12 protein-coding genes are annotated in these 12465 nt (G+C 46.0%); 10 read left to right on the top strand and 2 right to left on the bottom strand.

Annotated features, from left to right (window positions below; all coding sequences use genetic code 11):
- Window positions 1-163 precede the first annotated feature (163 nt).
- On the bottom strand, window positions 164-1477 hold the full coding sequence (locus tag RJD38_RS10835; RefSeq protein ID WP_065545580.1) for an anaerobic C4-dicarboxylate transporter family protein: 1314 nt from the start codon (window positions 1475-1477) through the stop codon (window positions 164-166).
- Window positions 1478-1837: 360 nt separating this feature from the next.
- On the opposite strand from RJD38_RS10835, the gene rsxA reads away from it, so the two are divergent.
- The 10 genes from rsxA to RJD38_RS10785 all read left to right on the top strand — a co-directional run bounded on the left by rsxA (window position 1838) and on the right by RJD38_RS10785 (window position 11264).
- Window positions 1838-2419, top strand: coding sequence for an electron transport complex subunit RsxA (gene rsxA / locus RJD38_RS10830; RefSeq protein ID WP_005593856.1), 582 nt, complete (start codon window positions 1838-1840; stop codon window positions 2417-2419).
- Window positions 2419-3006: an electron transport complex subunit RsxB gene (rsxB, locus tag RJD38_RS10825; protein ID WP_005593855.1), complete on the top strand. Its 588-nt coding sequence runs from the start codon at window positions 2419-2421 to the stop codon at window positions 3004-3006. The genes rsxA and rsxB overlap by 1 nt, the downstream gene beginning before the upstream one ends.
- 8 nt (window positions 3007-3014) lie before the next feature.
- Window positions 3015-5558 carry an electron transport complex subunit RsxC gene (gene rsxC / locus RJD38_RS10820; RefSeq protein WP_367971270.1) on the top strand — a complete coding sequence of 848 codons (2544 nt, stop codon included), beginning with the start codon at window positions 3015-3017 and terminating at the stop codon, window positions 5556-5558.
- Entirely contained in the window at window positions 5558-6604 is a 1047-nt protein-coding gene (rsxD, locus tag RJD38_RS10815; RefSeq protein ID WP_038219549.1) for an electron transport complex subunit RsxD, read from the top strand. Before rsxC ends, rsxD begins: the two co-directional genes overlap by 1 nt.
- 9 nt (window positions 6605-6613) lie before the next feature.
- Window positions 6614-7252 (top strand): electron transport complex subunit RsxG, encoded by a 639-nt coding sequence (gene rsxG, locus RJD38_RS10810; RefSeq protein ID WP_005595008.1) that lies wholly within the window; start codon window positions 6614-6616, stop codon window positions 7250-7252.
- On the top strand, window positions 7245-7934 hold the full coding sequence (locus RJD38_RS10805; RefSeq protein ID WP_005595009.1) for an electron transport complex subunit E: 690 nt from the start codon (window positions 7245-7247) through the stop codon (window positions 7932-7934). Before rsxG ends, RJD38_RS10805 begins: the two co-directional genes overlap by 8 nt.
- A gap of 138 nt (window positions 7935-8072) precedes the next feature.
- The gene (gene nth / locus RJD38_RS10800; RefSeq protein WP_005595010.1) at window positions 8073-8708 is read left to right on the top strand and encodes an endonuclease III; all 636 of its coding nucleotides are present in this window, start codon (window positions 8073-8075) and stop codon (window positions 8706-8708) included.
- A gap of 118 nt (window positions 8709-8826) precedes the next feature.
- A complete protein-coding gene (gene gloA, locus RJD38_RS10795; RefSeq protein ID WP_005595011.1) occupies window positions 8827-9243 on the top strand; it encodes a lactoylglutathione lyase in 417 nt (138 codons plus the stop codon).
- Between the two features lie 145 nt (window positions 9244-9388).
- Window positions 9389-10720: an IS4 family transposase gene (locus RJD38_RS10790; protein WP_065430246.1), complete on the top strand. Its 1332-nt coding sequence runs from the start codon at window positions 9389-9391 to the stop codon at window positions 10718-10720.
- Between the two features lie 106 nt (window positions 10721-10826).
- Window positions 10827-11264 carry a DUF2753 domain-containing protein gene (locus tag RJD38_RS10785; RefSeq protein ID WP_005595013.1) on the top strand — a complete coding sequence of 146 codons (438 nt, stop codon included), beginning with the start codon at window positions 10827-10829 and terminating at the stop codon, window positions 11262-11264.
- 109 nt (window positions 11265-11373) lie between these two features.
- Here RJD38_RS10785 and motY read toward each other — a convergent pair whose 3' ends face one another.
- Window positions 11374-12255: a flagellar protein MotY gene (gene motY / locus RJD38_RS10780; RefSeq protein ID WP_009386078.1), complete on the bottom strand. Its 882-nt coding sequence runs from the start codon at window positions 12253-12255 to the stop codon at window positions 11374-11376.
- Window positions 12256-12465: the final 210 nt, after the last annotated feature.

The raw sequence follows: 12465 nt of genomic DNA, 5'->3' as shown, positions 1-12465 counted from the left end.
TCAACCTCACGGTTGAGCTTTTTTCGTTTCTAGCCTTCACACTTTCTTTGCATCAAGGCACAAAGAATAAAAGACGCCCGAAAGCGTCTTTTTTCAACATCATATTAATCTCAGTCATGAGCGATAATAGAAGCCCCATTAGCACTCATATAAGCCTTTACCGTTACAGTACGAAGCCTGCAAAAACAAAACCAAAGATAATACTAAAGACCATGCTCAATAGACCAGGGATCATAAAGCTATGGTTAAAGATGTATTTACCAATTTTCGTGGTGCCGGTACGGTCAAAGTCAATCGAAGCGATGATTGGACCGTAGTTCGGAATAAAGAAGTAACCATTCACTGCCACAAATGTAGCAATAATCACTTCAGCTGGCAGACCAAGCATAATGCCTACTGGTACTAATACCGCCGTAGTTGCACCTTGGCTGTTTACCATCACTGACAAACCAAATAGTGCGAAAGCAAAAGTCCATGGTGCAACTTCTACCATGCCTGATACCGCTTCTTTCACCATAAGGTCGTGGCCTGCGATGAACGTGTCACCCAACCATGCAATACCAAAGATCGCCACAATAGCGCGCATACCGGCATGGAATACCGAACCTTGAGTGATTTCATTGCCATCTGGCTTACAGATAAGAATGATCAATGCACCCACTGCTAACATGATGATTTCAATGGTATGAGCCATCCCCATCGGAGACCCATCAAAGTTAGGACGTAGGAATGGGAATGCCCCCATGATAACTACTGCAAGCGCACCAAATAGGAATAGACCAACCGCTGTTTTTGCTTGAGGTTTAATCACAAGCTCATCAACTTGCACTTCCGCTTCCATTTCTTTGCGGAATGCAGGATCTTGCATACGACGCTGGTATTCAGGATCATCTTTGAGCTCTTTGCCCAGTTTATTAACGATCAAACACGCAGTAGCCAAACCTAAGAAAGTACCTGGAATCGTTACCATCAGTACGTCTGCAAGAGTAATGCCTTGTGGCTCAAGAAAGGCAACCAAAGCTACAACTGCAGCTGCGATTGGGCTAGCAACGATTGCAAACTGAGAGGCGATAACCGCCATACCTAATGGACGCTCAGGACGAACACCACTACGACGACTCACTTCTGCAATCACTGGCAATACTGAGTAAGCCACGTGGCCTGTACCGGCCAGGAAAGTAAAAGTGTACGTCACTAAAGGGGCAATAAAAGTAATGTGACGAGGGTTCTTACGTAAAATATTTGAAGCAATCTTAATCAGGTAATCCAAACCACCAGATGCTTGCATTGCTGCGGCTGCTGCAACCACCGCCATGATCATTAACATTACATCGATCGGTGGACTGGTTGGTTTCAAGCCAAACATAAAGCTCAAAATCGCCAGACCGACCCCGCCTAATACGCCAAGACCGATACCGCCAATACGAGCACCAATTAAAATACATCCTAGAACAATAAAAAATTCAATAAAAAACACATCAAACTCCTTGATGACAACGTTTAATAGACTGGGTGAATAATATGCTCTTTATAGAGGCAATTATTCGTGCAATGTCACAGTTGAACTAGGCAAAACTAATCTCGTTACAAAACTGTTCAGCGTATCGCGATATCAACCTCAAGCTGTTACCGCCTTGTAATCGTTAAGCAACAGAACCATGTACACTTGGTGACGCTTTAATCACAAACTATTCATTGCTGAAAACAACGGCGAACCAAACCGCGACATTTTTGCGTATAATTTTTAGTCAGGAGTGTAAAACCTTAGCTTTCCTTGGTTGTTATTGACTGAGCAAAGCAGGATAATGTCGGGATCGGAATTTCTTAAATAAATACTATGACCGAATATCTTTTGTTGTTGGTCGGCACTGTGCTCGTCAACAACTTTGTACTGGTGAAGTTTTTGGGCCTCTGTCCATTTATGGGCGTGTCTAAAAAACTCGAAACTGCTATTGGTATGGGGCTAGCGACCACGTTTGTGCTAACCCTAGCTTCTGTGTGCGCCTATCTTGTCGAAAGCTACATTTTAGTGCCGCTAGAACTGCAATATTTGCGTACGATGAGCTTTATTCTCGTCATCGCAGTCGTTGTACAGTTCACTGAAATGGTGGTGCATAAAACCAGCCCGACGCTCTATCGCTTACTCGGTATCTTCCTACCTCTGATCACCACCAACTGTGCGGTGTTGGGTGTCGCCCTGTTGAATATCAATGAAAATCACAATTTTATTCAATCGATCATTTATGGTTTTGGTGCTGCGGTAGGCTTCTCGTTAGTGTTGATTCTGTTCGCATCAATGCGTGAACGTATTGGCGCTGCTGATGTTCCTACGCCATTCAAAGGTGCATCAATTGCGATGATTACCGCCGGACTGATGTCTCTTGCCTTTATGGGCTTTACTGGATTGGTGAAGCTGTAATGAATTCAATTGTAATTGCGGTTATTGCAATCGCGGTCTTGGCGGCAGTCTTTGGGGCGATTCTTGGCTTTGCATCGATTCGCTTTAAAGTGGAAGCCGACCCAATCGTTGATCAAATCGATGAAATTTTACCGCAGACCCAGTGCGGTCAATGTGGCTACCCGGGTTGTCGTCCGTACGCGCAAGCTATTGCTAATGGTGATGCTATCAATAAATGTCCTCCGGGTGGTCAAGCGACCATCGAAAAGCTGGCTGGCTTAATGGGGGTTGAAGCAACCGAATCGGCGCACGATCTCGATAGCGCGGTGAAAACCGTTGCCTTTATTCATGAAGATATGTGCATCGGTTGTACCAAATGTATTCAAGCGTGTCCGGTCGACGCGATAGTAGGCGGCACCAAAGCGCTACACACTGTGATTAAGGATGAATGTACCGGCTGCGACCTCTGTGTTGCGCCATGTCCAACGGATTGTATCGAAATGATCCCTGTAGAAACCACGACAGCGAATTGGAAATGGCAACTCAATGCCATTCCTGTTGTTGATATTACCCATTCTGGCGCTGATGCGCAGAATCGCGTGAGTTAAGGACTGGTATGTTGTCACTCATCAAACAAATTAAAACCGGCGCACTTTGGGATTTTCCAGGCGGTGTTCACCCACCAGAAAATAAGCAGCAATCGTTAAAAAACGGTCTTGAGCGTGCTGCTATCGCCAAAGAGATTGTCTTGCCGATCAAACAGCACATCGGTAAACCAGGTAACCTGATTGTCAATGTGGGCGAGCGCGTATTAAAAGGTCAACCACTGACCAAATACGATATGAGCTTCATGTTGCCAGTGCATGCGCCAACGTCGGGCGTTATCACCGCTATCGAACCACGCACAACGGCCCATCCATCAGGGCTGGCAGAAACCTGTATCGTCATCGAACCTGACTTCAAAGAAGAGTGGGCAGAGCGTAGTATCGTCGAAAACTTCAGTGACAAAACCCCTGAAGAATTGCTTGAAGTTATCCGCCAAGCGGGTATTTCTGGTATGGGGGGCGCAGGCTTCCCAACGGCCAAAAAAATTCAAGCAGGCCTTGGCCGAACTGAAATCCTGATCATCAATGCTGCGGAATGTGAACCTTACATCACCGCTGATGATGTTTTAATGCAGCAATACGCCGATGCCATTATTCAGGGCATTGAAATTGTTGAGTACATCCTCAAGCCAAAGCTGACCATCATCGGTATTGAAGATAACAAACCACAAGCGATCAAAGCCCTTGAACTGGCTGCGCAACACAAAGACATTGTGATTCGTGTTATCCCAACCAAATACCCATCGGGTGGTGAAAAACAGCTCATCAAGGTATTAACCAATAAAGAAGTGCCCAATAACGGTATTCCTGCTGATATTGGTTTGCTGGTGCAAAACGTCGGTTCACTGTACGCCATTCAACGTGCTATTTGTCATGGAGAACCGCTGATTGAGCGTATTGTTACATTAACAGGTAACAGCTTTAGTCAACCGAAAAACATTTGGACCTTGGTTGGAACACCAGTTCAAGCCTTGTTGGAAGAGTTTGGTTATAAAGAAGATCGTAAATTGCCACGTTTGATCATGGGTGGCCCTATGATGGGCTTTACGCTGCCCCACGCCAATGTGCCAATCACCAAAACATCCAACTGTATTTTAGCGCCGACACGCCGTGAGATCGTTTCAGACCAACATGAAATGGCGTGTATCCGTTGTGGAGCCTGTGCAGAAGCTTGCCCAGCCTCACTACTACCACAACAATTGCAGTGGTATGCCAAAGCGCAAGATTTCGATAAATGTGAAGAGCTTAATATTAAGGATTGTATTGAATGTGGGGCTTGTGCCTTCGTCTGCCCAAGTGAAATTCCACTGGTTCAATACTACCGCCAAGCCAAAGCAGAAATCCGTACTCGCAAAGAAGAAGCGGAATCTGCTGAGCGTGCTCGTCAACGTTTCGAACATAAAAAACTACGTTTAGAGCGTGACAAAGCTGAGCGTGAAAACCGCTTTAAAAAAGCTGCCGATGAGCGCCGCCAAGAGATGACATCAAGCGGTGGCGATGATGCCATTGCCGCTGCGATTGCCCGTGTTAAAGCGCAAAAATCACAGTCTGATACTGGTGAAGCACCCGTGAAGCCAGCCGTAGCCGCTGCGATTGCACGCGCAAAAGCCAAACAAGCCCAAGCAATGCAGCAAGGCCAAACTGAACCAGACAACAGCGAAATGACCAAGCTACGTGAAGAGCGTAAACGTCAGGCCCGCGAACGTAAGGTAGAACAACAGCGCAATGCCGCCAGTGAACCAAGCGCAGAGGACAGCGATAAGCCACAAGCTGGCGATAAGCAAAGTGCAGTCGCTGCGGCAATTGCCCGTGCCAAAGCCAAGAAAGCCCAACAAGCAACAACACCGGCAACTGAACCTACTGATGCACCCGTTACTGATGCGCCAAGCGCAGGCGATGCGAAAAAAGCCGCGGTTGCCGCTGCCATTGCGCGCGCCAAAGCACGTAAAGCAGAACCGACCTCTACCGCGGTAGAGACGGATTCAGCAACACAAGCGGAAGCAAAAGCTGACGTTATTGATGCGCCAAGCGCAGGCGACGCGAAAAAAGCCGCCGTTGCCGCTGCCATTGCGCGCGCTAAAGCGCGTAAAGCAGAACCGACCTCTACCGCGGTAGAAACGGACTCAGCAACACAAGCGGAAGCAAAAGCTGACGTTATTGATGTGCCAAGCGCAGACGACGCGAAAAAAGCCGCCGTTGCCGCTGCGATTGCGCGCGCCAAAGCACGTAAAGCAGAGCAAGCAACTGCGCCTGTTGACGCGAACGCTGCACCACAAGTGGAAGCAAAAAGCGAAGTCACTGATGCGCCAAGCGCTGACGATGCGAAAAAAGCCGCCGTTGCCGCTGCGATTGCGCGCGCCAAAGCACGTAAAGCAGAGCAAGCTGCTGCGCCTGTTGACGTGAGCTCTGCACCACAAGCAGAAGCAAGAGCTGACATCACTGAAACGCCAAGCGCAGACGATGCGAAAAAAGCCGCGGTTGCCGCTGCCATTGCGCGCGCTAAAGCACGTAAAGCACAACAAGAACAACAAAAACAATCTGAGGAGAAAGAGTAGTGGCCTTCTTTATTGCCAGCTCACCCCATGCGCACAGCCGCAGAAGCACTCCTGACTTAATGAAGTGGGTGGCTCTTTGTGCCCTGCCGGGTCTTATTGCTCAAACCTACTTTTTTGGCTGGGGAACACTAATTCAGTTAGTACTCGCTATTGTCATCGCCTTGAGCCTTGAAGCGGTGGTTATGCTGTTACGTAAGCGCTCACCAATGTCAGCACTGCGTGACAATAGCGCACTGGTCACAGCATGGTTACTTGCGGTGGCAATTCCGCCGCTTTCACCGTGGTGGATCATCGCGATTGGTCTTGTTTTTGCTATTGTGATTGCCAAGCAACTTTATGGTGGTATTGGACAAAACCCATTTAATCCGGCCATGATTGCCTATGTGGTTCTGTTAATCTCATTTCCATTACAAATGACCAGTTGGATTTCACCAATTGAACTGCAAAGCACTTCGATCAGTTCAGCAGATGCGTTCTCTCTGATCTTTACCGGTTACGACGTTGAAGGTTTATCACTGCAACAGATCCGTACCGGCATTGATGGCATGACGATGGCGACGCCGTTAGACAGCTTTAAAACCGCACTGATGGCAGGAAGCACCGCAAGTGAAGCGATGGCTCAACCGCAATTTAGCGCGTTCGCAGGTATTGGCTGGCAATGGGTCAACCTTGCCTACTTGATTGGCGGTATCGCTATGATCAAGCTGCGTGTGATCAACTGGCAGATACCAGTGAGCTTTTTAGCCAGTTTATTGGTCATCAGTAGCCTATTCATGCTGCTTACGCCGGATCAAACCGCGTCGCCCCTGGTTCACTTATTCTCTGGTGCAACGATGTTGGGCGCATTCTTCATTGCAACCGATCCGGTTTCCGCTTCAACGACAGTGAAAGGGCGACTCATTTTTGGTGCTTTTATTGGCGCAATGGTATTCATTATCCGCACTTGGGGTGGTTTCCCTGATGGCGTCGCATTTGCAGTATTACTTGCCAATATGTGTGTGCCACTGATCGATTACTACACCAAACCTCGCACTTATGGCCATTAAGGATCCCAAATGTTAAACGCAATTCGTAAAAACGGGGTAACACTGGCCATCTTTGCTTGTGCATCGACCGGATTAGTCGCACTAACTCAATATTTGACCAAAGACCAGATTCAATTGCAGGAACAAAAACAACTGCTCTCAGTATTGAATCAAGTCATTCCTGAGCAATTACATGACAATAGCTTGTATCAAGCGTGCACCTTAGTTGAAGACCCCGCTCTTGGTACCACTCAAGCAATGCCAGCTTATATTGCCACTTTAAACGGTGAGCCAAGTGCGATTGCGCTTGAGGCTATTGCGCCTGATGGTTATAACGGCGCGATCAAAGTGATTGTTGCGGTACAACAAGATGGCACCATACTCGGTACACGCGTTTTATCACATCAAGAAACCCCAGGGTTAGGTGATAAAATTGATCTACGGGTCAGCGATTGGATTTTGGGTTTTACCGGTAAAACGGTTACCGCAGACAACCAATCAAGTTGGCATGTACGCAAAGATGGCGGCCAATTTGATCAATTTACTGGCGCAACCATCACACCTCGTGCGGTCGTCAAATCAGTAAAACGTACCGTTGATTACATCAACCAAAATCGTCAACAGTTACTGGCTCAACCACGTAATTGTGGAGGAGAAAATAATGGCTGATAACAAAAAGCTGTTTAAAGATGGCATGTGGGACAACAACCCGGCACTAGTACAACTACTCGGTCTGTGTCCTCTCTTGGCGGTTTCATCAACCATCACCAATGCGCTTGGCCTTGGGATTGCCACCTTACTGGTACTGGTTGGTTCAAATGTCACGGTTTCACTCGTGCGTGATTATGTGCCAAAAGAAGTACGTATTCCGGTGTTTGTCATGATCATTGCAGCACTGGTAACGTGTGTGCAATTACTGATGAACGCTTACGCTTATGGTCTCTACCTTTCTTTGGGTATCTTCATCCCATTGATCGTAACGAACTGTATTATCATTGGCCGAGCGGAAGCATTCGCTTCAAAAAATGATCCAATCCCAGCGGCTTTAGACGGTTTGTGGATGGGCCTTGGCATGACGAGTGTACTGGTTGTTCTTGGCGCAATGCGCGAAATCATTGGTAACGGTACCCTATTTGATGGGGCTGATTTGCTGCTTGGTGAGTGGGCTAAAGCATTGCGTATCGAAGTGTTCCATTTCGATAGCAGCTTCTTATTAGCACTACTTCCACCAGGTGCGTTTATTGGCGTCGGTCTGTTAATCGCGTTAAAGAACGTGATTGATAAAAAGCTCGCAGAACGCCAACCAAAACAAGATAAACCAAACATTGAACGAGCACGAGTAACTAACTAACCACCCTCTAATAGCGGCCATCTCAACCATTATAAAAATAGAGATGTTAGCCTGATTGCTCATCCGTTGTAGGTGCAGCCCATTAACCGCTCCCTACAACGGAAACACAGCGATCGATACACGGGAAGTAGCATAAACATGAACAACACTAAACGCGTTGAGATTCTTAAACGTCTTAGGGACAACAACCCAAATCCGCAAACTGAGCTCAATTGGAGTTCACCTTTTGAGCTGTTAATTGCCGTCTTACTTTCTGCACAAGCAACCGACGTCAGTGTCAATAAAGCCACCGACAAACTGTATCCCGTCGCCAACACACCAAAATCGATTCTCGACTTAGGCGTTGATGGGGTTAAGCACTACATTAAAACCATCGGTTTATTCAACTCAAAAGCTGAAAATGTGATTAAAACCTGTCGCATTTTATTAGAACAACATGGTGGTGAAGTGCCCGAAAATCGCGAGGCATTAGAAGCGCTACCTGGTGTTGGACGTAAAACCGCTAACGTGGTGCTCAATACTGCTTTCGGTTGGCCAACCATTGCCGTAGACACTCATATTTATCGCGTCTCTAATCGTACCAAGTTTGCCATGGGCAAAAATGTGGATCAGGTTGAAGAAAAGCTGCTAAAAGTGGTACCCAAAGAATTCAAGCTTGATGTGCACCATTGGCTTATCTTGCATGGCCGTTACACCTGCGTGGCACGTAAACCACGCTGTGGCAGTTGCATCATCGAAGATTTATGCGAATACAAAGAAAAAACAGACGTATAAGAAGGCAGCCACAGGGCTGCTTTTTTGCACTAAAAACAAAAACCTTGAGCGCTAAATCATTGCCAAATAAAGAAAACTTCGTGGTAATATTTAAGCAGAATTATATTAGGAGCAAATTATGTCAAACGGACGCATTCTACACACCATGCTGCGTGTCGGCGATTTAGATAAATCTATCGAGTTCTACACTAACGTAATGGGCATGCAGCTATTACGCAAAAATGACAACACTGAGTACCAATACACCCTTGCCTTCCTCGGCTACGGTGATGAGTCTCAGGGCGCGGTGATTGAACTGACTTACAACTGGGGCACCAGTGAATACGATTTAGGTAACGCGTTTGGTCACATCGCTATTGGTGTCGATGATATCTATGCTACCTGCGATACCATCAAAGCGGCAGGCGGCAATATTACTCGTGAAGCTGGCCCTGTAAAAGGCGGAAGCACTCATATCGCTTTCGTAAAAGATCCTGATGGCTACATGATTGAGTTAATTCAAAACTCTCAAGCATCTGCGGGTCTAGAAGGCTAATCGACGACGAAACGATGTCGTGATAGAGAAAGATAAAGGGCAGCTCAGGCTGTAATGCCGATCAGTTAAGAAATTTGTGAGATCATTTGACCGATCCTCAAAAGGCTTCAAAATCCGATATTAGGAAACTAATATCGGATTTTTTATGTCTTTAGAAAGCCAACTTGCCAATACTTTTCGGTCGTGTAATACCTTCCACCACTTTGATAAATACTCTGACATTCTTAGTCCAGAGCTTATCCAGCAAGGTTTTGAGCAAGCTGGTGTCGCAACCGTTAGAAGAAGACGGTTACCTTTAGAAGCCGTACTTTGGTCCGTTGTTGGAATGAGTCTCTTTCGTCAACAATCTGTTTGGGATATTGCTAACCAACTCGATATTGTCCTGCCAGACAAACGACGTTTTGTTGCACCAAGTGCTGTTGTTCAAGCGAGACAGAGATTAGGCGAAGAAGGTGTAAAGCAAGTCTTTAAGAAGATGGCTGCGCACAGCTATCAGTCGTCTAACTTCGAAACTTGGTGTGGACTAAACCTTCTATCCGTCGATGGTGTCGTTTGGAGAACGACAGATACACCCGAAAATCATCAAGAGTTTAAAGCGCAGTGCAATCAATCATCTGAGAATATTTACCCTAAGATCCGTATGGTTTGCTTGATGGAGCTTACAAGTCATCAGCTAATCGATAGTGCATTCTCTGACTATCGCACCAGCGAAATGCGTCTCGCAGAAGAGCTTATTGAACAAACGCCAGATCAATCACTGACTATTTTTGACAAAGGATATTACTCTTTAGGACTGCTTAATCGCTGGAACAAAGTCGGTCAAGAAAGGCATTGGATGCTCCCTGTGAGAAAAGACTTTCAGTATGACGTTGTCCATAAATACAGCCAGAGTGATGCTATCGTTGCTATAAAAACATCACCTCAGGCAAGGAAGAAATTCAGTGACCTGCCTGAAATAATAGAAGCAAGGTTGGTATCGAAAGTCATCAAAGGTAAGGAGTATCAGGTTCTTACCTCAATGCGTGATGGGTTGCGCTTTCCTGGAGAAGACATTGTAGAGCTCTATCGCTATCGCTGGGAAATCGAATTAGGCTATAGAGAAATGAAGCAAACCTTGCTTGATAGTGAATATACATTGCGAAGTAAGCGCCCAGATATGGTTAGACAGGAGCTCTGGGGGATTTTGTTAGCCTATAACCTTATAAGGCAGGTTATGACAAAGGCAGCGAGTAATTTAGATAGCGTTTGGCCGAACCAATTAAGCTTTACGAGTAGTGCCATGGCTGTGACTCAATACTTTGCAGCTTTACCTTTAACGAGTCCAGGGAAACTCCCTAAACACTATGAAGTGCTACTACAGCAAATATCCATGTTTATCCTACCACCCCGAAGAGACGATAGAAATTATCCTCGTTGGGTGAAACTGAAACCCAAGAAATATGCGACAAATAGAAAAAATGCCAGTCAGCTTAACTGACTGGCATTACAGCTCAGGCTGCTCTTTTTATTTGCTTTACATGATAATAATTATCACTTACCATTAATTTATCTTGAGGTATGCTGAACAGAATAAAGGTTGAAAGATGGAGATTTCAGACTGGGAGAAACACACTTTACTTGCTGATATGGCGCTGCAAGAACACGATCATCTGCGCTCTATTTTGCATTATCAACAAGCACTGACTGCCAGTGAAGATATCTGCCTTGCTGAGCATATTGATGTTGAAGACCGCTTACTCATTTCTGTGGTTTCATGCCATAACCTAGCCAACTTTTGGCGCGTGATGGGTGATGTCAAATACGAATTAAAATACCTTAAGCTTGCCTCAGAAAAAGTACTGACCTTAGTACCTCAATGCCCGAATAGCGACTGCGATGCCTTTGTCGATTCGATGGGTTGCTGCAAAAAAGCGCTCGTCGCATTTATGAAGCGCCACCCTAACCCCAATATTGCCCGTTTGGTGCAAAATATTGATAGCGCAACCAATTGCAACCTGATTGCAAAATTCCGCTTGCATTAATCTGCTCGAAACAAGACTCCCCCAATAAGTGCTGTAACGTCACCATACAGCACCAACAAAAAACCAGCCTAATTGGCTGGTTTTTCCTCTATCGTGATCTTTAATCCGGTTATACCTGTGTTCGTCCCAACGAGATAACGACGCGACGGTTTTTATCTTTACCAATCGGTGACGAATTATCGGCGACAGGGCGGCGTTTACCATAGCCTTGTACTTGAATACGGTCTTCCGGTAAACCGATAGATTCGAAATAAGTGCGTAGCACATCGGCACGTTGCTCGGACAATGCTTGGCTCTCACTCTTGCTGTCTTCCGAGTCAGTATAGGTTGAGACCAGCACCAAATCGATATCTTGGTTGTAGCGAATATATTCCGCAATTTGCGCTAAGCGCTTTTGCGAGGCTTTGTTCAACTGCACACTTGAACGATCATAATGCAAAATAGTAAAGGCGATATCTTCAAAGCTATAAGGCAATAAATTGGCAATACAGTCACTAAAGACATTGTAAGATTGCTGGAATAACACCGACGACAACGCCACTTCCACACGCTGATCACGGCTTTGCCACTCCTGGTAGCTAAACGTTGGGGAACGACCTTTTTCTAATTCGCTCAGAATGCTCCACGCCGTTTGCCCCCCGACGTAACCATCAAATTGTTTAAAGAAGCGAATATTGGTCATGCGATCAGCGCTATCACCAGGACGCCATGCTGGCGGCATCGAGACCAAAGAGACATCACGCGTCTCCCCCATCGGGCGCTTCATTTTCAATTCAAAATCGAGGTTTATTTTTTTACTGGCATGAGAAGAGAACACCGCATCGCCATAATTAGGGATCGGATGAACAAGTTGGCACTCAAGTGGTGTATTCGCCACCATCTGCCACTTGGATTGTCCTGGTGTTGCGCCATAGGCTTTATCCATTGCCCAACTGCTTGAGCTAAAGGTAGCGATGGATAATGCAAGACTGGTGACAATGCGCATTTTCATGACGTTATGGTTCTCTTTATTGTATTCATTAGCGGCACGGCGTTGCCTCTTATCAAGAGTGACCGTATCCATTTCTTTGATCAAGCAAAATTCCCGCCAACTTTTCTTGTTTCAAGGTTATTTAAACCTTGTTAGCTGATAAGTTAAGCAATATGGCTAAGTAAATTACGTGCTTTTCATCACATGGTTAAAAACCACACGTCTTACAGG

The organism is Vibrio scophthalmi (assembly GCF_040869025.1).
GTDB classification, from domain to species: Bacteria; Pseudomonadota; Gammaproteobacteria; order Enterobacterales; family Vibrionaceae; genus Vibrio; species Vibrio scophthalmi.
Note: the sequence above shows the minus strand (reverse complement) of the source record. Positions and strands in the feature narration are given on the sequence as shown.

What these genes read in the sequence shown, in the direction of transcription:
- rsxA (WP_005593856.1), top strand. Translation starts at nt 1,838, where the DNA reads ATGACCGAATATCTTTTGTTGTTGGTCGGCACTGTGCTCGTCAACAAC.
- rsxB (WP_005593855.1), top strand. Translation starts at nt 2,419, where the DNA reads ATGAATTCAATTGTAATTGCGGTTATTGCAATCGCGGTCTTGGCGGCA.
- rsxC (WP_367971270.1), top strand. Translation starts at nt 3,015, where the DNA reads ATGTTGTCACTCATCAAACAAATTAAAACCGGCGCACTTTGGGATTTT.
- rsxG (WP_005595008.1), top strand. Translation starts at nt 6,614, where the DNA reads ATGTTAAACGCAATTCGTAAAAACGGGGTAACACTGGCCATCTTTGCT.
- RJD38_RS10805 (WP_005595009.1), top strand. Translation starts at nt 7,245, where the DNA reads ATGGCTGATAACAAAAAGCTGTTTAAAGATGGCATGTGGGACAACAAC.
- nth (WP_005595010.1), top strand. Translation starts at nt 8,073, where the DNA reads ATGAACAACACTAAACGCGTTGAGATTCTTAAACGTCTTAGGGACAAC.
- gloA (WP_005595011.1), top strand. Translation starts at nt 8,827, where the DNA reads ATGTCAAACGGACGCATTCTACACACCATGCTGCGTGTCGGCGATTTA.
- RJD38_RS10790 (WP_065430246.1), top strand. Translation starts at nt 9,389, where the DNA reads ATGTCTTTAGAAAGCCAACTTGCCAATACTTTTCGGTCGTGTAATACC.
- RJD38_RS10785 (WP_005595013.1), top strand. Translation starts at nt 10,827, where the DNA reads ATGGAGATTTCAGACTGGGAGAAACACACTTTACTTGCTGATATGGCG.
- motY (WP_009386078.1), bottom strand. Translation starts at nt 12,255, where the DNA reads ATGAAAATGCGCATTGTCACCAGTCTTGCATTATCCATCGCTACCTTT.